Annotated in this window: 19 protein-coding genes; 8 read left to right on the plus strand and 11 right to left on the minus strand. The window is 45.9% G+C overall.

The features are described from left to right. Positions 1 to 90 precede the first annotated feature (90 nt). The 4 genes from BLU98_RS12565 to BLU98_RS12580 form a co-directional block, all read right to left on the minus strand. On the minus strand, positions 91 to 336 hold the full coding sequence (locus BLU98_RS12565) for a hypothetical protein (RefSeq protein ID WP_092724594.1): 246 nt from the start codon (positions 334 to 336) through the stop codon (positions 91 to 93). A 375-nt stretch (positions 337 to 711) separates the two neighbouring features. Beyond that, the gene (locus BLU98_RS12570) at positions 712 to 2298 is read right to left on the minus strand and encodes a SusD/RagB family nutrient-binding outer membrane lipoprotein (RefSeq protein WP_092724596.1); all 1587 of its coding nucleotides are present in this window, start codon (positions 2296 to 2298) and stop codon (positions 712 to 714) included. A 33-nt stretch (positions 2299 to 2331) separates the two neighbouring features. Continuing rightward, positions 2332 to 5667, minus strand: a complete 3336-nt coding sequence (locus BLU98_RS12575; protein WP_092724598.1) for a SusC/RagA family TonB-linked outer membrane protein — start codon at positions 5665 to 5667, stop codon at positions 2332 to 2334. A gap of 57 nt (positions 5668 to 5724) precedes the next feature. Next, entirely contained in the window at positions 5725 to 6903 is a 1179-nt protein-coding gene (locus BLU98_RS12580; RefSeq protein WP_092724600.1) for an ROK family protein, read from the minus strand. Positions 6904 to 7089: 186 nt separating this feature from the next. On the opposite strand from BLU98_RS12580, the gene BLU98_RS12585 reads away from it, so the two are divergent. Continuing rightward, on the plus strand, positions 7090 to 7557 hold the full coding sequence (locus BLU98_RS12585; RefSeq protein ID WP_092724602.1) for a carboxymuconolactone decarboxylase family protein: 468 nt from the start codon (positions 7090 to 7092) through the stop codon (positions 7555 to 7557). A gap of 121 nt (positions 7558 to 7678) precedes the next feature. Further along, on the plus strand, positions 7679 to 8155 hold the full coding sequence (locus tag BLU98_RS12590) for a VOC family protein (RefSeq protein ID WP_092724604.1): 477 nt from the start codon (positions 7679 to 7681) through the stop codon (positions 8153 to 8155). Positions 8156 to 8160: 5 nt separating this feature from the next. Here the strand turns inward: BLU98_RS12590 and BLU98_RS12595 are convergent, their stop codons facing one another. The 3 genes from BLU98_RS12595 to BLU98_RS12605 all read right to left on the minus strand — a co-directional run bounded on the left by BLU98_RS12595 (position 8161) and on the right by BLU98_RS12605 (position 9875). Further along, a complete protein-coding gene (locus BLU98_RS12595; protein WP_092724606.1) occupies positions 8161 to 8685 on the minus strand; it encodes an alkaline phosphatase family protein in 525 nt (174 codons plus the stop codon). Next, on the minus strand, positions 8652 to 8912 hold the full coding sequence (locus BLU98_RS12600; RefSeq protein WP_092724608.1) for a hypothetical protein: 261 nt from the start codon (positions 8910 to 8912) through the stop codon (positions 8652 to 8654). Before BLU98_RS12600 ends, BLU98_RS12595 begins: the two co-directional genes overlap by 34 nt. A gap of 87 nt (positions 8913 to 8999) precedes the next feature. Continuing rightward, the gene (locus BLU98_RS12605) at positions 9000 to 9875 is read right to left on the minus strand and encodes a DMT family transporter (protein ID WP_092724610.1); all 876 of its coding nucleotides are present in this window, start codon (positions 9873 to 9875) and stop codon (positions 9000 to 9002) included. Positions 9876 to 9971: 96 nt separating this feature from the next. Here BLU98_RS12605 and BLU98_RS12610 point away from each other — a divergent pair, with 96 nt between their 5' ends. Both BLU98_RS12610 and BLU98_RS12615 read left to right on the plus strand, forming a co-directional pair. Continuing rightward, a complete protein-coding gene (locus tag BLU98_RS12610) occupies positions 9972 to 10406 on the plus strand; it encodes a DoxX family protein (RefSeq protein WP_092724612.1) in 435 nt (144 codons plus the stop codon). Between the two features lie 76 nt (positions 10407 to 10482). Next, entirely contained in the window at positions 10483 to 11739 is a 1257-nt protein-coding gene (locus BLU98_RS12615; RefSeq protein ID WP_092724614.1) for an MFS transporter, read from the plus strand. Here the strand turns inward: BLU98_RS12615 and BLU98_RS12620 are convergent. Both BLU98_RS12620 and BLU98_RS12625 read right to left on the minus strand, forming a co-directional pair. After that, a complete protein-coding gene (locus BLU98_RS12620; RefSeq protein WP_092724616.1) occupies positions 11720 to 13051 on the minus strand; it encodes an alpha-L-fucosidase in 1332 nt (443 codons plus the stop codon). The genes BLU98_RS12615 and BLU98_RS12620 overlap by 20 nt on opposite strands. A 25-nt stretch (positions 13052 to 13076) precedes the next feature. After that, the gene (locus BLU98_RS12625; RefSeq protein ID WP_092725305.1) at positions 13077 to 14663 is read right to left on the minus strand and encodes a S41 family peptidase; all 1587 of its coding nucleotides are present in this window, start codon (positions 14661 to 14663) and stop codon (positions 13077 to 13079) included. A 132-nt stretch (positions 14664 to 14795) separates the two neighbouring features. On the opposite strand from BLU98_RS12625, the gene BLU98_RS12630 reads away from it, so the two are divergent. Genes BLU98_RS12630 through BLU98_RS12640 form a run of 3 tightly spaced genes read left to right on the plus strand, consistent with a single transcriptional unit; the run spans position 14796 to position 17059 of the window. Beyond that, positions 14796 to 15635 carry an N-acetylglucosamine kinase gene (locus BLU98_RS12630; protein WP_092724618.1) on the plus strand — a complete coding sequence of 280 codons (840 nt, stop codon included), beginning with the start codon at positions 14796 to 14798 and terminating at the stop codon, positions 15633 to 15635. A gap of 32 nt (positions 15636 to 15667) precedes the next feature. Next, complete coding sequence (murQ, locus tag BLU98_RS12635) at positions 15668 to 16486, plus strand: N-acetylmuramic acid 6-phosphate etherase (RefSeq protein ID WP_092724620.1); 819 nt, start codon at positions 15668 to 15670, stop codon at positions 16484 to 16486. Positions 16487 to 16495: 9 nt separating this feature from the next. After that, positions 16496 to 17059 carry a hypothetical protein gene (locus tag BLU98_RS12640; protein ID WP_092724622.1) on the plus strand — a complete coding sequence of 188 codons (564 nt, stop codon included), beginning with the start codon at positions 16496 to 16498 and terminating at the stop codon, positions 17057 to 17059. A 6-nt stretch (positions 17060 to 17065) separates the two neighbouring features. Here the strand turns inward: BLU98_RS12640 and BLU98_RS12645 are convergent, their stop codons facing one another. Further along, complete coding sequence (locus BLU98_RS12645) at positions 17066 to 19369, minus strand: L,D-transpeptidase family protein (RefSeq protein WP_092724624.1); 2304 nt, start codon at positions 19367 to 19369, stop codon at positions 17066 to 17068. A 93-nt stretch (positions 19370 to 19462) separates the two neighbouring features. Beyond that, the gene (gene hutU / locus BLU98_RS12650) at positions 19463 to 21112 is read right to left on the minus strand and encodes a urocanate hydratase (RefSeq protein ID WP_092724626.1); all 1650 of its coding nucleotides are present in this window, start codon (positions 21110 to 21112) and stop codon (positions 19463 to 19465) included. Positions 21113 to 21162: 50 nt separating this feature from the next. Between hutU and BLU98_RS17880 the strand changes: the two genes are divergently transcribed. Continuing rightward, the gene (locus BLU98_RS17880) at positions 21163 to 21318 is read left to right on the plus strand and encodes a hypothetical protein (RefSeq protein ID WP_157576851.1); all 156 of its coding nucleotides are present in this window, start codon (positions 21163 to 21165) and stop codon (positions 21316 to 21318) included. Position 21319: the final 1 nt, after the last annotated feature.

Below are 21319 nucleotides of genomic sequence, written 5' to 3' on the forward strand. Positions count from 1 at the left end.
AAGCAAAAAAAGAAAAGAAAGGTAATAGTAGTATTAGTAGGTCTTTTATATCTTAGTTGAACACATTATCTGTCCTACATATAGGGTACATTATAGATCTCTATTCAAGGTTGAAGTATTATGAGCCTTGGACAAAAGATTATTTATATCTTTTTTGTATATTAATGTAAAAACAGAATCTTTAGAGACCTTATCGACTAACTTCTCCAGGTCTTCTTTATTAAGATCATTTTTAACTTTTTCCCCGAACTTTAGTTTTGGAGCATAAGACATTAATACTAATGAGATCAGGCACATGTTCATTGCCAAATAGCGGAGTGACAGATGTTTTTTCATAAAAATGAGTTTTCATAAATATAAACAAATTATAACATTTACAATAGTCCGGTAAGAATTTAGGATGTGGATATGTGAAAAAGTAGGACACAATACTCACCCCCTATAATAAGCAAATTCAATTTCAAAATGGATTAATGGCCAATGCTGAAATTAGTATTACTAATTTATCTCTTCTACAATGGTTTTATTATGCCATTATAAATCGAGTTAAAAAATAATCCCTTATTATTTCAGAATCCGGTTCATATAGACTTAAAATGTTTTATCAACACCTTAATGGATGCATGAGGAGTATAAAAAAAACTGTAGCAGCCATTGCCCAGGGGTAAGGGCATGCACTGCTACAGTATGAAATAAAAATAAGTATAATGTTTACCTGATGTCCCAGAAAATCCGGGTGGTCAGATTATCATTTGCCTGAACTGTTGCATAGTTGGCAGTATTATAAGTATTCTCACTACTGGGGTATATCCACCTATATGGCGGCTGCTTTTGCGCGTTTGAATTGTCTACCCAGAAATTAAATACAGGAGCATGCAACCTCCTGATTTCCGACCAGTTCTCAAGTGGCTGTACTACATTGAAATGAATCCATTTTTGTGTAGCGATCAGCTTGAGTTTGTCGTCTGAGGAGAGCGCTAAATCCCAGTTAACACCTGCACTGGCAGTATAGAGTGCGATTTCAGCGGCACTGGTAGGTGTCAGCGCTCCTGAAGTGTTGTCATTGCTGAGGGTTCTCAACCAATAATAGAAATTAACCGATTTGGCAATACCATCATTGTAGGCAGCTTTTGCCCCAGCATCATCCCCTGCCCGGAGTTTGGCTTCGGCTACCAGGAAGCTGACTTCAGCAGCATTCATCAATATACCCGGGAAAAACTGGTTACGGCTCAGTGTAGAACGATTGTATAAAGCCAATGTTCCACCAGATACCAATGTAGTTTGCGAAGAGGCATCAAGCATTGGATCGAGTCCGTTGTATATACCATTGGCATTGGCACCGGGTTCGAAAATAGCCCTCAGCCTGGGGTCACCGTTGGTATTCATATGATCGATCATCGCTTTGCCAGCCACATTGCCATCCCAATCTTCCAAACCGCTCCTGAATCCTTTGGCGTTGATGTCGGTATTCAGATCAAATACCTTAACCTGTATATTGTCGGCATTATCGGTAATCACCGGATACTGCGCAGCGTTTGACAGGATGCCGTTGATCTCTGCTGCTGCCCTTGACTGGAATGCAGGTGTTTTGGCTACCCTGGTAAGAATACGCAAACGAAGTGAATTACAGTATTTTTTCCAGAGTACCAGGTTACCCTTATTGATAAAATCCTGGGTTTTGAAGCCTGCCTGGATACCTGCTTTCACATTGATTGTATTCAGTTCATCCGAAAAACCTTTCAGGTCATCAAGCATCTTGGTATAGATAGCATCGGCTTTATCGTACTTGGGCAATGACTTAATGTAATCACCCCCGTTGGCACTGAGTTTACCAGCGTCTGTCCAGGGAATGTCTCCGTGCAGGTCTACCACTTTCTGTGTGTGATCATAGAAATAAATAGTAGCTGCGATGACGAAAATGCGCCTGTCGGCCTGATCATCTGCGCTCAGCATGGCGTATACATTCTGCAACTCCCTGTATTGGGCAACGAAAGAGGAATAAAAATTATTCCAGCGATCAGTAATGCCCGCACCACCCGGAACGTATTGAGCAGTGCTATTGGTCCAGCCCACCGATTGTGTATAGCGATTAACCGTGGTTCTCAATACCACAAAGTAATTCCAGTAACTGGGTAATACATAAGTTTGATTAGAGTTCAGGAATCCGGCAAACTCTTTTTCTACCGTAGTCTTGGAAATTTTGGAAGGATCGGCATAACTATCTGCAAAATCCTGCTTTTTACAGGCGGTCATCGTAATCGATGAGGCCGCTGCCAGGACGAACAATGTTTTTTTCATACAATATTTTTTAATGTACTTCTTAATCTGGTTTTAGAATGTGGCTCTTAACATCACACCGAAGGTCTTTGTAGATGGATTGGTACCAATATTGTTAAGTGTCTGGAACCATCTTGAACCAGCAGTGGTCTGTTCTGCATCCATATCTTTAAGTGTCCTGTACAGATAGAACAGGTTACGTCCGAATACAGAGAATTGCAATCTCTGAGCGCCTATCTTCCGTGCCAGGTGATCAGGTATTCTGTATCCGATGGTAATCTCCCTGAACTTCACATAGCTGTTCTCTTTGATGTACAATTCGTAACGGGTATTCGGACTGTATTGCGGACCACCCCAGTTATATACTGTCCAATAGTAATCAGAGGCAGATGCGATATAATCGTTTTTAGAACCATCTGCTTTTATACCTGCAAGTACGATACCATCATTGTACACTTTCTCACCATTGGGTCCCTGTGCAGCACTCGTCAATACCCTTTCGCCACTGGCTTTCTGGTAGTAACTGAGACCACCATGTTCTTTATCCATATAGTTCAGACTTTCTTCTGTCAAACCACGGCTGGTCATCCAGTTAAGTGCAGTAGGCATTACATAACCGCCCACCCTGAAATCTACTGTTGCATCTACTATAAAGCCTTTGAAAGAAAGAGTATTAGTTATACCGCCTGTTAATTTAGGCATGGCATTTCCAATACGCACCATCTTGTTCGGATCCACTTTGTACATTCCATTCGGATCAACGATCATGTTTCCTTTATCGTCTGTTGCAACGGGATGTGCATAGAAATCTCCCATCGGGCGACCTACATCCGATATCAATTGTGCGGCATTACCATCATAATCTGCATGCAACATCCTGGTCAGACCGGGTGCCAATTTTTCTACCTTGCCATTATTCTTAGCTAAGTTTACACCCACTTCCCACTTGAATTGTTTGGTTTGAACCGGTATACCTCTAACAGCCACTTCGATACCAGTATTTCTTAAAGTACCGATATTGGTTAAGATAGATGTAGCACCCGTAGTAGCGGGCAGTGTCAGCGGCAGTATCTGGTCTACGATCTGGGCATTGTAATAAGAAGCTTCCAATTCAATGCGCTTTTTGAGGAAACTGGCTTCGATACCGATTTCAAATTCGCGCTTTTGCTCAGGCTTGATACCATCATTACCAAAGCTGGATGGGATGGTAGTATACAATACCGGCTGACCACCCACTGCCTGAACACCCAATGTATTCTGGTTGTAAGCGATATTGGCCAGGTAAGCATCAGGATAGTTACCTACGATACCCCATGAAGCACGCAGTTTACCATAGTTGATGAAATCAGGCATTTTGAAGGCTTCTGTGAAAATGAAGCTGGCATTCGCAGAAGGATAAACGAAACTGTTTTTATTCGGGTGCATGGTAGAAGTTCTGTCCCTGCGCACGGTTCCTTCCACAAAGAGATAGCCTTTATAGTTCGCATTGAGGGTTCCTAAAAACGCGTCTTTTACTATAGAGAAACGAGAAGAGCCACTGGATGGCAGGTTCACTGAAGCACTGATGTCAAAGAAATTTTCTGTGCTTAAACCACCATTCGTACCCCTGCTGATTGTAGTGGTAATTTCCTTACTGGCATTGTAACCTCCCATAGCAGTCAGATCCAGATCGCTGGTCAGTTTTTTGGTATAGGTCAGCAACGCTTCGCCGTATACAAGGCTGTTTTGGTAATCATTCAATCCAAAATAACCAGAGTTTCCAAAAGCCAATGGAATCTCTGTAGATTGTTTTGTTTCCGTACGCATCGAGGTGAAATCATTAGAAACCCTGGTGCGCAATCTCAGATCATCGATGATCTGCCAGTTGTTGGTCATGCTGGCGATCACACGATTGCTGTACTCATCTTCATTGTATTCCTTCACGCGCCAAACATAATCCATGATATCACCACGCAGGCCAGGCCATATGATGTTCTCGGCGGGTGTCAGGCTTTGAGTGTTTCTTCCTGTCACATAGCGATAGCCCTTGCTGGTTTTGTATTTGGCCAGGTACCAGTCGGCATTATCAAACCTGCCCATCATACCACCAAAATTGTTGGTCAGCCTGTCTATAGAATATGGACGGTTGTGTGTATGCTGATTGATATAGTTCACCATCAGATCGGTGCTGAATTTGGGGTGCAGACGGAAGCTTCCGTTGAAAACGGCAATATTCTTGGTATTATCTGCGCCCAGGCTGATGCCCTGGTTGTCCTGGCGGGTCAGTGAAAAGCGCATGCTGGCGTTTTCAGAAGCTTTAGAAATAGCCACGTTAACACTGGAACTGTTAGCGGTTCTGAACAATCCTGCATAGTTGTTGATCTGTGCTACATAGGGTCTGATCTTGCCATCCCATGCCAGTGTTGGCTTGCCATCGAATTTAGGTCCGAAGTTGATACTGCTGCCCAACACACCCCTGGTATCTTTTACACCACTTCCATTGTAGTCCTGGTAAAGAAAGCCGTCATCACTCTGTCCCAGGTCTACAACATTCTTTGAGATCCCAGGTCCTCTTACATTCTGGTAACGGGGGAGATAAGCTATATCGTCAGCGCTGTAGTTCATGTTCACATCTACACCCAATCCTTTTTTGCCCTTGCTGGCACTTTTGGTAGTAACCAATACTACTCCGTTCACAGCCTCAGAACCATACAGTGCAGCTGCAGAAGCTCCTTTGAGGATAGAGATGTTGTCAATGTCTTCCGGGTTGATGTCCAGCAAGCCATTTCCCCTGAGACGCTGATCGCCCCAGTAGTTGCTGTTGTTGGCTTCTCCATTTCGAATAGGCACACCATCAAGTACGATGAGTGGTTGTGTTTTACCTGTAATAGAGTTGATGCCGCGGATGGTGATGTTCACTGAACTGGTAGCACCGCCGGGTGTGGCACCAATGCGAACGCCAGGAGCTTTACCATACAAAGCTGTTGCAAAATTCGGAGTACCGGTTTCAGTCAATTGCTCTGCCTTGATGGTTGTTTGGGCATATCCCAAAGCTTTCTTGCCTTTGGAAACACCCAAAGAAGTTACCACCACATCTTGTACCGAACCGATCTTATCCTGTAAGGTCACCGTGTAACTGCTACCGCTACCGGTTTTGAGTGTGAAATCGTCATAGCCCACATAGCTGATGACGATGGTAGCGCCTGGTTTCACTTTTAGTGAAAAAGCGCCGTTGGCATCCGAAGTAGTCTTGTTACTGGTGCCCGTTTCACGTATAGTGGCACTTGCCAAAGCTGCGCCCCGGGGGTCTTTTACCACACCGGCAACTGTACGTTTCTCTTGTGCCAGCAATACCGTGTTGCAACAAAGCAAACAAAGTAAAGCGAACAGCACTTGCATTCGCGTTTTCATGTTTTGGTTGTTTTTTAATTTTAGATGATACATATTGGCCTGGGAAATGAAAGATTGTTAATTATAGACCTCGTAATTGTCCATCACCAGCGATGCGGCGCCCATCAGCTCTGCATTGGCGCCCATGGCAGATATTGATAATTTTACATTTTGCGCTAATCGGGGAATACAATGCACATTCAGCGCCTGTTGGATCGGCGCTTCCCATACTTTACCGGCGTTAGCCCCTCTTCCGCTGATGATGACCATCTTCGGGTTGAGTATATGGATCAGTACCGCCACACCCCTTCCTATAGAGTAACCCACCTCTGAAAGCAACTCCGTAGCAAAAGCATCGCCTTTATTCGCCGCTTTGATGATCGCTTCAAAACCTGTTTCGGGATTATCCACAGAAAGGTTTTCCAGCATCGATACCCTTCCTTCTTCCAAACCTTTGATGGCTTTCTCGAGTATGACCAACAACGAGGTCTCGGTTTCAAGACATCCCGTCTTACCACATTCACAAAGCTTGTTATTGGTGAAAAGCGGAATATGGCTGAATTCACCCGCGAACCCATTATCACCCCTGAACAATCGTCCATTCAATATCATACCCAATCCTACTCCCCAACCCAGGTTAATGACCAGTGTATTATCGTGGTACTTATGGGCTCCAAAGCGCTGTTCGGCTAATGCAATCAGACTGGAATCGTTGTCGATGAATACCTGGCAACCGGTTACTTCTGCAATTGTTTCTGTGACACTTTTTTCCTGTCCCTTTAAAAAAGTATGGTTGATCCCTTTTTGGGCATCAACAAAACCAGGCATGGCAATGCCAATACCCGCAATCTTGGATGGCGCAATGCCCGATGCCTGAATAACTTTTTGTATTTCTTCGGAAAGTCTGGAAAGCGCCTGCTCATTATTGGCCAGCGGAAGGGAGATTTTGTCTACCTGTGTTACAAACCGGTGCGACATATCCATGATGGCGATCTTGGTAAACAACTGGTCCATCGCCACAGATACTACATATAATGCGTCGGAAGTAATGGAATAGACAATGGGCCTTCTTCCTCCGGAGGAAACACCCAAATGATCTTCCACTACTACGCCTTCGCTCACCAATTCGCCCAGCAGCTTATTGGTAAGGGGGATGCTTTTGTCAATTTTGGCGCTCAGCTCGGTTCCCGAAAGCAGGCGCGAAAAGAAAAGCTCCTTGATAATTTGTCTCCGGTAGCGGCTTTTTTTCGTAGTCATACAAGCAGCCAAACATTGTAAATTATTTTATTATTAATGTTTGGAGTTTTAAAAGTAGGTAAAACTTCATAAAATTTTTAAAAAGTTTTGTTTTAAAGGATTTTTTAAGGTTGGACAATCCAAATCCGGATACATGGTTCGTCATTAGGGTGTAACACATTCATAGACAACTTAAAACAACCTAAGATGAAAACGAGAATCAATGTTTTTGAGAAAGAAAAAGGTCAAGCAGCCCTTAAAACCCTGTATGGTTTTGCTACCTACCTGAACCAATCGCTGATCGAGCAGCATCTCTTGAATCTGATCTATTTCAGGGTATCTCAGATCAACGGCTGCGCCTTTTGCCTGGATATGCACTCGAAAGATTTACGTGTGAAAGGTGAAAGCGAGCAACGTTTATATATATTGGATGCCTGGAGAGAAGCGCCTTTTTACAGCGATCGGGAACGTGCGGCACTTTCCTGGGCGGAAGCGATCACCCGCATACCCGGCGGACAGGTACCCGATGAAATTTATGAGGAAGCAAGGGTGCAGTTCTCTGAAGATGAGTTGATCGATTTAAGCATGGCCATATTTGCCATCAATAGTTATAATCGCCTCAACATCGCTTTCCGTCCGAAAGTAGGAACATACCAGCCGGGTCAGTGGCATTAATTATTTCAACGGAGTGCATGGTCGTATACAGCCCTTTAGAATGTCGCTTTTGCACCCTTAAATTATCTGGCTGGTTGAGTAGGTTTGTCCTGCATATCAATCATTCAATTAAAATACACCTATGCAAAAGATCACGCCCTTTTTATGGTTCAATGGCCGGGCTGAGGAAGCCATGCACTTTTATGTTTCTATTTTCAAAGATGCGCAAGTGGGAGATGTTTCCTATTACGGAGAAGCAGGGCCTGGTCCTAAAGGATCCGTAATGGTAGCTGGTTTTCATATCAATGGCCAGCAATTCCTTGCACTGAATGGCGGACCGGAATTTTCTTTCACACCTGCTGTTTCTTTTGTGGTGAATTGCGATACACAGGGAGAGATAGACTATTACTGGGAAAAATTGGCTGCCGATGGAGGCAAGCACCAAGCCTGTGGATGGTTGCAGGATAAGTTCGGACTTTCCTGGCAAATTGTACCGCCCATATTGAGTGAATTCATGCGAGGTATAGACGCCAAAAAAGCCAACCGTGTTATGCAGGCCATGCTTAAAATGACCAAGATCGATATCGCCCTGCTGGAGAAAGCTTATGCAGGTGAGTGAGGATATTATTTGTTGGCATCCGCAGTTGCAATAGCAGTGGTATGATTGCTGACCGCCACCTCATTGCCTGTTGTTTGCTGCGGTTGGTTTTTAGGTAATGCAATCGGACTTGCTACATTATGTGTGGCAATAAATGCTTCACCCAGCAAATGAGATACAGTGGCAGCAACCTGCTTTTGGTAGCGTTGCTGCTTTTCTTTCATTTCGCCTAAAGGTGCAATGCCTGCTCCCAGCATGGCTATCCAGGTTTCGCCCGACCCTTTTACCCAGAACCCATGTCCCTTCCAGGAAGCGCCTCTCCCCCTGCCATGATCGGTGGTGATGATGAACGTGGTATTGTTCCGGTAAAAAGGATCTGTTTGCACATAATACCATAGATCGGCAATCAACATATCTACCTGGTGGGCTTTCTGCAAGTAAGTATCGTATTGTCCCTTGTGCGCGAACTCATCCGTTTCCCCGAATCCGAGAAAAAGCGCCCTGGGATGTTTTTCTTCTATGTAAGATTTTGCACTCTCATAAGTAAGCATGTCGTGCCGCGTATTTCCATATCGGCATCCCAGAATTCTGTTTTCAGTAAGCTGGTATCTTTTACCAGTTCGGGATCGGAGATCAGCGTGGCGTCAGCGCCGTTGAAGACCTCCTGCCACCTGAATCCATCAGTAGTAATGATGAATACATTGTGTGCAGGTGGCGTGTTTTGCGCTGCCAGTCCCAGGGCTAAGAAGATGCAGCAGGCGCTGAAGAGTGCTTTCATTGCGAAAGGTTTTACAAAGTACCTTCCCGAATGTAAAGCAGGCGTAAACAGTCGATTAAATTAATGTTATTCAGGTAAAATGCATTATCATTTTTTCACCGCACGTTGCTGTTGTATGATGTACAGGCCGGCTACCACCATCATCACACCCATCAACGTGTAAATACCCAGCGGCTCATGCAGGGTAATACTAGCAATGATGAACCCGAACACAGGACAAAGGAATAACCAGTACGATGCTTTCAGCGGGTTCACCGTGAGCAACCACAACCAGCATTGTACCGCGCCGATAGATACCGGCAATGCCAGCCACACAACAGAGCCGATCAACCGGTAATCCCAGCTGTTTTGTTCATGGCGATAAGTGAACAACAATACCGGTAATAAAAAGATACCACCCAATAGCGTTTGCCATCCATTGATGGTGAGCGTATTCAGGTCGTTCCATTTTTGCCGTGCATAATAGATAGCGCCTACAGAATAACTCAGCATGCTGGCCAGCAATATCAATATGCCGTCGGTGCTTGCATAACTGTTTTCCAGCAAAGGATAAGCCGCTACAAAAACACCGGCCATGCAAAGCAGCAGGCTGGCAATATTTTTCACGGTCATTTTTTGCCCTAAAAAAAGCGTCGAGATAAAACTGATCATCACCGGGTTGGTAGCTGTTCCCAGGCTGCCGATACCGGCCGCAATTTTTTGCATGGCCAACACATATAAACCCAGGTAAATGCTGATGTTCAGCAAACCATAGATGATCAATTGCTTCCATTCTTTTCCAACCGGCAATCTTTTACGGAAAATGCCATGCGATACCCCCAGCATCAGGAAGCTGGCCAAAAAAAAACGCGAAACGGCAATCACAAAAGGCTGGGCCGATTGCAGTCCAAATTTGGTGGCAGCCGAAGCCGACGACCATAAAATGGCAAATATGATCCCTATCCAAATGAATTTCAGTCGCACGTGTTCAAAAATACAATTTAACAATCTATCCTTGCATATACAGCTATTCCGCAGTAACTTAGTAAGTGGTTTTTGCCAACGCTAAAAAGTTGTAACATGAACCTCCTACACCGCCTCGACACCCCGCGCGACAGCCGGATGGTTTTCGCGCTCCTCCTCTTAAGATGCGCATTGGGTATCTTGCTTTGGTTCAAAGGACTCAGTTTCATCAGCCATACACCTGACCTGGAAGCCCTGATAGGCACCAGCCGGTTTGCCGATCAGTCGCACTGGATCGCAGGATATGTTACCTGGTCGCACTTCTTTGGAGGCATGATGATCTTACTGGGACTCTTTACCAGCTTCGCCATCATTGTACAATTACCCGTACTCATCGGTGCCGTTTTCTTTGTACATGCTGCGCATGGCATCATGGGCATTGATACCCAGCCGGTATTATCTATACTAGTGCTTGTACTGATGATCTTTTACCTGGTAAAAGGGCCTGGTCCGCATTCGATGGACTGGCATATCAAAAGGATGCTCCTTTAAAAGAGCCGCTTTACCACACAAATAATTTTACCAGATTCTTTGTTGCCATGACGGGCATTCAGCTTAATTTCCGCCTATGGAACCCAAGCAACCCGTACTAAGCCCTTTTTCTGGCTACCAGAAATTCATCATCGCCATGCTGGCGCTGCTGCAGTTTACCGTTATACTGGACTTCATGGTACTATCTCCTTTGGGCGATATATTGATGAAATCACTCGATATCATCCCTGCCCGTTTCGGACTGGTCGTATCCAGTTATGCTTTCAGCGCCGGCATTTCCGGTATACTGGCGGCAGGCTTTGCCGATAAGTTCGACCGGAAAAAACTGTTGTTGTTCTTCTATGCCGGATTCATCATCGGAACCTTGTGCTGCGCCACTGCCAACAGTTATACGATGCTGCTCATCGCCAGAATTGTAACGGGTCTATTTGGTGGTGTGATCGGCTCAGTAAGTATGGCCATCATGACCGATTTGTTTGAAGTTCACCAACGCGGCCGCGTGATGGGATTTATACAGATGTCATTCGCCGCCAGCCAGGTGCTGGGTATTCCCATCGGCTTGTACATTGCCAATGCCTGGGGATGGCACGCCGCTTTTACGATGATCGTGATAGCGGGTGTATGCATCTTCCTGCTGGCATTCTTCCGTATGAAGCCGGTTGACAAACACCTGGCCATACAGTCAGACAAACATCCTTTTCTTCACCTATGGCATACCCTTTCGAATAAACGCTACCAGACGGGCTTTACAGCTACTGCATTCCTGTCGATCGGCGGATTCATGCTCATGCCTTTCGGAAGCGCATTCCTCATCAACAATGTGAACATCACGCAGGAACAATTGCCCATCGTATTCATGGCTACCGGTATCGCATCCATCGTTATCATGCCGCTGATAGGTAAGCTGAGCGATAAGATCGACAAATACAATCTTTTTGTTTTCGGTTCTACCGTGGCCATTATCATGGTGCTGATCTATACGAATATTACGCCGATCCCTTTATGGCAGGTCATCCTCATCAACATGATCATGTTCATGGGTATCATGAGCCGTATGATCCCGGCCACCACACTTACTACCAGCGTTCCGCAAATGAAAGACCGTGGCGCATTCATGAGTATCAATTCATCCCTTCAACAAATGGCTGGCGGATTTGCCGCCATCTGTGCGGGGCTGATCGTTACACAACCTACCAAACACAGTCCCTTGCAGCATTACAATACACTGGGCTATGTGGTATCACTGGTGATTGTAATTTGTGCCTTCCTGGTATTCCGGGTGTACAAAATGGTAAAGGGTGAACAAGAATATGCTATTCCAGTTCAAGGCTGATAATGGTATCGGGGCCTGTTACATCAATCGCATCTGTTGGTATGATCAACTGGCCCGATTGCTGCTCAACTTTCACAACACCTTTACCTGTAAACAAAGACGCGTTTTTGATTCGCTGCTGCCATCCGTCGATCGTTATTTTATTGTTCTCGGGTTTTTTGAAAAGGTGCAGGTAAACGAATTTGCCTTTCTGTGTGCTCACACCCCAGGCCTGCGGAGCAACCGGTCCATTCCTGGTACCATAAACGCTTTCGCCGTATTGCTTCAACCATTGACCGGCAAGGGCCAGCGTGTCGGTGAATTCAGACTGGATGAGTCCGTTGGGCATGGGCCCTATATTCAATAACAAATTAGCATTGCGTCCCGCAGCGCCTACCAATAGTTGAATCACCTGCCCTGCTGTTTTGTAGTTCCTGTCGGTGATATTATAACCCCAGGCGCCATTGAGGGTTTCACAGGTCTCCAACGGCAGTTGCGCAGAAGCTTTCTGAAAACTCAGGCCCGATTTGTTCTCTCCGGGCAGGTCTCTTTCAAACATCTGGAAATCTTCTCCGTCCAACGGCGAAAGATGGTGGTTGTTCCCAATCATGCATTGCGGTTGCAACTTATGAATGAGTCCATATATCTCGTTATACTTCCAGTCTATCCGCGAACTCCTGTCATTCGATCCTTCAGGCGCAGTCTGGTCCCAATGCCCATCGAACCAGATCGACATGATCTCTCCATAATTGGTGAGCAATTCGGTGAGTTGATTTTTCATGAACTGCAGGTAGGAAGCGTAATCGCTCTTGGCAGTACGGCCTGTTCCTTTACCTGTTCTTCCTGTTTCATAAGGATAATCGTTGCGATACCAGTCGAGCAAAGAATAATACAATCCCAGCTTAATGCCTTGCTTCTTGCATTCTGCTGCCAGTTGTTTCAACACATCTTTACCATAAGGCGTATTGGTGATCTTCCAGTCGGAATATTTTGTATCCCAATTCGAAAATCCATCGTGGTGCCGTGTAATGAATACAATGTATTTCATTCCTGCACTCTTCGCAGTACGTACCCATTGTGCCGCATCGAAGTCCACCGGGTTGAAAGCCCTCAGCAACCTTTTGTAATCCTCTACTTTGATGTTGCGGTTGTTCATCACCCATTCGCCGTAGCCCAGCATGCTGGAAAGTCCCCAATGGATGAACATACCATATTTATTATCCTGGAACTGCTGCCTGGCATTCAGGTTAGCGGGAGCCGGTTGATACGATTGGGCTTGCAAGGAAAAGCATACACAGATCAGTGCAGCCAGTAAGAAGGAAGACCTGTACATCGATGATGGTTTTGTTTTGAAGAGATTATTTCAATAACTGAAGCGCTTTCTGCACCGTTGCATCTGCCTGGTTCAGCACTTCATAATAACCCGGTGTTCTCCATATTTGCCTCGCCATGAGGGCCTGCAAACGATTGGTGATCTCGGTCCTGTCTTTGCTCTTGATACCAGTTAATACCACACTGTCACGATGTGCGAATGACAGGAACGATTGCCAGTCGCTTTCCGTGTTCATAAATTTTCCTGGAATTACTTCCGCAGATTGGAACGATTGAAATGCGCTCCTGTGCTCCATATAATAATGGTACACAAAATTGCTGAGTGTGTTCCTGAAATAAAGTTTGCTGAGTGTAGGGTCGGACTGGGTAGTATCATAAGGAACGAATACATCGGGCGTAATACCGCCGCCTCCATAAACAATTCTGCCGCCTGGTGTTTTATAGGGCTTGGTTTCGTGTTTGGCCGTATCGCCTTTGATCACTTCACCGTCGTGGAAACGTGCTATCAGTTCAGCTTCATATTCTTTTTTACCCTTGTTATAAGGCTTTTGTATGTTACGGCCCAACGGCGTAAAATAGCGGGCAACAGTAAGCCGTACCGCGCTGCCATCGCTGAGCTGAAACTGTTGTTGCACCAACCCTTTACCAAAAGACCTTCTTCCCACGATCGTTGCGCGGTCCCAGTCCTGCAAGGCGCCACTCAACACTTCACTGGCAGAAGCCGAAGTTTCATCTATCAATACTACCAGTTTACCTGTTTCAAACAAGCCATCGCGCTTGCAATGATATTCGAAACGGGGCACGTGACTTCCTTCTGTGTACACGATCATTTTATCTCCGCTGAGGAACTCATCGGCAATATCAGTCGCTTCTTTCAACAGGCCGCCACCATTGCCGCGCAAATCGAGCACCAATTGTTTCATTCCCTGTTTCTGTAATTTTTCCAGTGATTGCATGAATTCTTCGTAAGTGCGTTCACCAAATTTATTGATGCGGATATAACCCGTTCCGGCTTCTATCATATAGGCGGCATCTACGGTTGGCACCATGATGGTACCTCTTGTGATGGTGATGTTCACGGTTTCATTTCCTCTTAATACCTGAACCTTTACATTGGTATTCATAGCGCCGCGGAGCAGTTTGCGAACATCATCTGCTCTTAATTTTTTACCTGCTATTGTAATGCTGTCGTTCACCTTGATGAATTTATCACCTACCTGTACGTTCGCGCGGGCAGCAGGGCCGCCTTCCATTACATTCATCACATTCAAGGTATCGTTGAACAACTGGAACTCCACTCCTATGCCCTGGAAATTACCCATCAACTCTTCATTCACTTCTTTGAGGTCCATCGCAGGTATATAAACAGAATGCGGGTCGAGCAATGACAACAACTGTCCGGCCGCCAATTGGTTGATACTGTCGGGGGAAAGCTTGTCCACATACCGGCTCTTGATCAACTCTACCAGTTCCTGCAAAGAATTTCTCTTATTGAGACTCAGGAAACGGTTGCCCAGGGTCTTACCCTTCAATTGATATCCTATCACCATACCCACCACCATTATCATGGCAAACAACAATGGCAGCCAGACCTGTAATTTTTTATTTCCCATAAATCTTACCTCATTATAATAGCTTAAAGCTGCGCAAATATCCGGATTAAGCGTGAAAAACGATAAAGCATGCAAGAAGTTTGATAATCGTGCGTTTTTGTGCTTACTTCGCGTTGAAAATGATATCCCGCCATGTCAATTAAACTGATTGCCGACAGTGGAGCTACCAAATGCGAATGGTGTTTACTGCAGCAGGGAAAGAAAAAAAGCATAACCACGCAAGGGATCAGTCCTTATTTCCTTTCCGCCAGCCAGATCACCGAGCTTTTGACAGCGGAACTATTGCCCAAACTAAAGCAAGTGGTTGTAGATGAGGTGTTTTTTTACGGTACCGGGCTGGCCAATATGAACAATGTAAAAATTTTGCAATCGGTACTCAAAAAGGCTTTTCCGAAGGCCGCTATTGAAGTGCAGAACGACTTGCTGGCCGCTTCCCGGGCGCTTTGCGGCAAAGAAAAAGGGATTGCCTGCATACTGGGCACGGGCGCCAATTCTTGTTATTATAACGGCAAGAAGATCGTGAAAAACAGCCCCGGACTGGGTTACATATTGGGAGATGAAGGAAGTGGCGCTTACCTGGGTAAAAAAGTGATACAATATTATCTCTACCAGACATTCGATGAAGAACTGAAAGCGCGCTTCGAAAAACGCTTTGCAGTGAGCAACAATGAAATATTAGAAAACGTTTACAAAAAACCGTTGGCCAACCGCTACCTGGCTTCTTATGCCATTTTCCTGGCGGAGAACCGCGGGCATTATATGGTAGAAAACATTATTGAAGACGGACTCAACGATTTCTTTTTCACGCATTTGTATAAATACCGCGAAAGCTGGACCCTTCCCATTCATTTTGTTGGAAGTATTGCCCACGGCTTCAGGGATGTATTGAAGGAACTCTGCGATACATATGAACTGGAACTGGGTACCATATTGAAAGCCCCCATGGCCGGTCTCATCGCCTACCATCGCTGATAACCTGCATGAACCCCATTAAACTTAAACGGATGAAAGAATTTATAAAGGTAACGGAGCAAGCATCTACCTACAGGCATCTCGAAAAAATGTCCATCGCCGATCTGCTGGTGAATATCAACCGTGAAGACCAGACCGTTCCGCTGGCGGTAGAAAAAGCCATTCCGCAAATTGAAAAACTGGTAGCGGCCATCAGCGATAAAATGCTGGCGGGTGGAAGACTTTTTTATATCGGCGCCGGTACCAGCGGCAGGCTGGGTATTGTAGATGCCAGTGAATGTCCGCCTACTTTCGGGGTTCCTTATGGATTGGTTATCGGGCTCATTGCCGGTGGCGACAAAGCCATTACCCAGGCCGTGGAGTTTGCAGAAGACAGCCTGGAAGACGGCTGGGCCGATCTCGAAAAACATTTTATCAATGACAAAGATGTGGTAGTTGGTCTCGCGGCCAGTGGCACCACGCCATATGTCATAGGGGCTTTGCAGGAATGCAGGAAAAGAGGTATTATTACGGGCAGTATCAGCTGTAATCCCAACTCGCCTGTTTCCGAAGAAGCCGATTTTCCGGTGGAAGTGGTGGTAGGACCCGAATTCATTACCGGCAGTACGCGCATGAAAAGCGGTACCGCACAAAAGCTGGTCCTGAACATGATCTCCACTTCCATTATGATCCAGTTGGGTCGCGTGGAAGACAATAAAATGGTGAACATGCAACTAAGCAATGTAAAGCTGGTGGACCGCGGTGTGAAAATGGTGATGGACAGGCTACAGATCAAAGACTATGAAACAGCCAAGGATCTGCTGCTCAAATACGGCAGTGTGAAGAAGGCGGTGGATGCTGCGGTTCATTAATGGAAGACCATGCACAATTTAGAGCCATTTTATAACTGGCGACATATTTATACATCGGAGGAAGACCCCCGCTCTCCTTTCTACGGGCGTACCTATAGCGAGTTTGAATTTTCTCAAACGGTATACAACTATTATATCCATCCGCAGTGGGACGATTTTGGCAGCCGCACGCTGTACCTCAAGATGATCTATGCAGATTACGATCTACATTTCGTGGTACTGGAACTGATTGGCGAATGGAATGATGCCATTGAGAACGATATCATGGAACTCAAAAGAGAAGTATTGGACCCGCTCTTCAAACAAGGCATTACGAAATACATACTCATTGCCGAGAACGTACTCAATTTCCACAGCAGCGACAAAGAATATTACCAGGAGTGGTATGATGAAGTGAGTGAAGAGAACGGCTGGATCGTTGCCATTAACATGAGTGCAGCGGCTCAGCATGATTTCAAAAAGAAAAAACTCAACTACTATGTTGAGCTGATGGAGTTACCCGAATGGAGAACGTATAAGCCTTATCACCTGTTCAAGAAGATCAATGACGAATTGAATCGCAGGCTGGAATAATATCTTTTATTTTTTGATCAGCACTTTCGTTCCAACCGGTATATACTGGTAGAGTTCATCCACGTATTCATTCTTCGTACTCACACATCCATAAGTCCAGTTCTCCATCCTGTCGATAGCCGTACCTTCCGTAGCCTGCGTGCCATGTATGCCTATTTCCCCTCCTATCTTAGCATCTTTAGGAATCTCTCCATTGCTTTTGCGTTGATTGAATTTTTCGAGAGATGCTTCGTTGGGAAAATCGAGGGTCAGGAACTTACGCCATTTATCGTGCGTTTTTTTATCAATGATGCGAAACTCCCCTTCGGGTGTATGCCGGTCGCCCTCGGTCATCTTATCTTCCGTTAATTCATTACTGCCGAACACCACCGGGTAAGTAACGATCAGTGAATTATCAAAAGCATTGTACACGCGCATCTCGTATTTGCTTTTTTCAATCACGATATAATATCTTTTCTGGCCAGGCGTATTCTTAACATAAGCAGCAAAAGAGTTGATCTGCTTTGCCTGCGCATCACCTGCAAACACAGAGCGCCTTACATCGGGAACAGAGACTTTGGCAGTAGTAACCATCGAAGACCACTGTTGCTGTTCATTTTTATTGGTGGTATCTTTTATTGATGAAGCGGTATCTGAAGCTATCACTTTGGCGGTCATGGTAAACACGGTATCCCATCCCGGACATTTACCGGTATTGAGATCCTGCACCTTCAATTGGTAAGTGCCTTTGGCAAGCCTGTCAATGATAAATTTCGGTGAACTGGTTTCTTTTTCAGCCATCATTACATTGTTGCTCCACACCGAATACCTGTATTTACCCGAGCCGTTTTCCAGCGATACATTCAATGCACCATTTGCAAACTCGTTGATGGCTTCTGTTTTAACGGCTACCTGTCCCTGTAACTGCGCGGTTTTCCTGGTCACTTCGATATCGCGGCTGGCCAACTGGTTGCAGGCATCTTTGATCACCACGGCATAAATGCCCGGCAGCAGGTCGGAAAAAATAATGGTGCGGCCGGATGATTGTTGTTTACCGGTAGCCGGACTGATCAGGTAAGTGAAGCGGGAAGGATTGCCCCCTTCTGTTTCCATCAATATCTGTCCATCGGGTGTATTGCTGCAAGTGGCTTCTTTTACTTCGCTCGACTTGATGGTGAGCGCCGGGTATTGCGTAATGCTGAAAGTCTGTGTGATAAAAGTATTGCCCACTTTCATCCCGGCATTGTGCACCACCAGGGTATAATCGCCGGTTGCCAATCCTTCAATTTTCAATGCGGCTCCATTGTGAATCGTGCCCCATTTTATTTTTTGTTCCTGTCCAACCAGGTCGGGCTTTTCCTCTTCAGGGATGGTCTTCCCTTTTATTACATAGTAAGCAAATTGATCGGCCACTCCTTTTACTTCCCCCATATTGATGATCCCTGTTGGCGTACCCGAACAGGATGGCGTGAGCGCAGCACTGGCATTGGTGAATTCAGGCGCTTCGGGCGTGAACTTCGTTTCATAATACACATATTCCCCTGCTGCTTCTTTGCTGATCGCTTTCATTCTGAACCTGATCAATTGGGTGTTTTTGATGGGTGCTTTCAGCACATCGCGCAGCGGAAAAAACACCACCGACTCTGAAATGGTTTTACCCAACAATTTCCACTCGTTACTGCCTTCCAATTGAAACTCCCACAGGTATTCGAGATTTTTCTTATTGGGCAGTTGCACAAAAGAAGAGAATTCCACCACTTTACTCACGTCATTGATCGCGAGATGGTCTTTATGGCTGATGGGCGCCGGCATTGGCAACCCGTAACGCATCCTGATCTCGGCCCACAACTTCCCGTCTTTACCTGCCAATCTATAGGGCGATGAAAATACACCGGGATCAAGCTCTGCCATCTTCACATCCACACCCGCCGTACTATAATGGCGATCGCCTTTGTCATAAGTACAGGGGTCGCCTCTTTCGTGCCTGAATGCTTCCATGCGGATGCTGATGGTACCATCTTCGATACTCAACGGGTAAGGGCGCATAAAACGGTTAAGGGAGAGTTGCGGATCATCTGCCAGCAACAAGGTTTTATCGGCATCTTTGGATGAAACGAACAGGCAACCGCGATCAGCAATATAATTCTGCGGAGCAATCTCATTCCTGTAAAACTTGTAAACGGCTTCTGTAGTACGTTCAAGAAACCCTCTGATATGACTGTAGCCCACTTTGTCTACCATTACTTCCACAGGCACTTCCCTGCCTTGTGCAGACAGTTGCAAACAGGGAACCAATAACCCCACCACCACAAATGAGTATAACCTTGCCATGTGCAATTTTTAACGGTTGAACGCAATTGAACAATAACAACGGAAATTGGATTCAGAGGAGAGGTATACTATAAATATATGACAAAAAAAGTATTAATGGAAGCGGCTGGTAAAATTCAATCCATTCCTTCGCAAGGTATCCAATGCAACATCATATCCTGCATCTGCATGACGTATCACACCCATGGCCGGGTCGTTACGCAGCACGTGCGACAAACGCGCAGCAGCCGCATCGGTTCCATCGGCAACGATCACCATACCGGCATGAATACTATATCCCATGCCTACGCCGCCACCATGGTGCAAACTCACCCAACTGGCGCCGCCTGCCGTATTGATCAATGCATTCAGTATGGGCCAATCGGCCACTGCATCACTGCCATCGAGCATGGCTTCTGTTTCGCGGTTAGGCGATGCCACCGATCCGGTATCGAGATGGTCTCTTCCGATAACAATAGGCGCTTTCACTTTCCCCGTGCGCACCAGTTCATTGAATGCCAGTCCGGCTTTCTCGCGCTCACCTTGCCCCAACCAGCAAATGCGCGCGGGCAATCCCTGGAAAGCGATCCGCTCCCTGGCCATCTTCATCCAGCGTTGCAGGCTTTTATTTTCGGGGAATAAATGCAGGATGCATTCATCGGTTACAGCAATATCTGCCGGATCGCCACTGAGCGCTGCCCAACGGAAAGGACCTTTGCCTTCGCAGAAAAGCGGACGTATATAAGCGGGTACAAAACCCGGGAAATCGAATGCCTGTACAAGCCCATGTTCCTGCGCCCTTGCGCGGATGTTGTTGCCGTAATCGAAAGTGATGGCTCCGCTTTTTTGCAATGCCAGCATGAGTTCTACATGCAGTTTCATACTGTCATAAGCCAGCGCTATATATTGTTTGGCATCTTTTTCGCGCAGTGCGCGTGCTGCTTCATTGGTAAGTGTATGCGGTATATAACCGATCAGCGGGTCATGTGCAGAAGTCTGGTCGGTAAGCACATCCACTTTTATTTTTCTTTCTATCAACCGTCGCAGCAAGTGTACCGCATTGCAAAGCACACCGACGCTCAGCGCTTCTCCATCTGCCGCAGCTTTCAACGCACGATCAATAGCAACATCAATGTCTGTATATTTCAGGTCGAGGTATTTTGTTTCGAGGCGTTTGTCGATACGCCATTCTTCCACTTCGGCACAAAGCGCCACTCCATCACACATGGTAATAGCCAGTGGTTGCGCGCCGCCCATACCTCCCAATCCGGCCGTTACACTCAGTGTTCCTTTCAATGATCCATGAAAATGTTTGTCGGCCACTGCAGCAAAAGTTTCATATGTGCCCTGCACAATGCCTTGTGAGCCTATGTATATCCAGGAGCCTGCCGTCATCTGCCCGTACATCATCAACCCTTTCTTTTCCAACGCTGTGAAATGTTCCCAGGTAGCCCATTTGGGCACCAGTTGCGAATTGGAGAGTAATACCCTCGGCGCATCGGGATGTGTTTTTAAAATGCCTACCGGCTTACCGCTTTGTATGAGTAGTGTTTCATCATTATCGAGGTCTTTCAGTGCCTTGATGATCAATTCAAGGCATTCCATATTACGTGCAGCCTTTCCTCTTCCGCCATACACGATCAACTCTTCAGGACGTTCTGCTACTGCAGGATCGAGGTTGTTGAGCAACATACGCAAAGCGGCTTCCTGTATCCAGCCTTTGCAGTTCAATGTGGTTCCAGTGGGAGTTGCAGGGATTTTCATAACAATGAATATATTGAATTCCCTACATTTGGCATACAAAAACACACCGTATGGGATTACCAGTCAACAATAATAAGGGGGGTAAAGGAGGCAATAAAAGCCAGCCCAACAACAATCAGGCATCTAAATTCATTTCCAAGCCGGGCACCAAAGCCGTAGGCATTGCCAAGAAGCCCATCAAAACCGGCGGTTCAAGAGGCAGTTGAT

This window comes from Hydrobacter penzbergensis (genome assembly GCF_900106985.1).
GTDB lineage: Bacteria > Bacteroidota > Bacteroidia > Chitinophagales > Chitinophagaceae > Sediminibacterium > Sediminibacterium magnilacihabitans.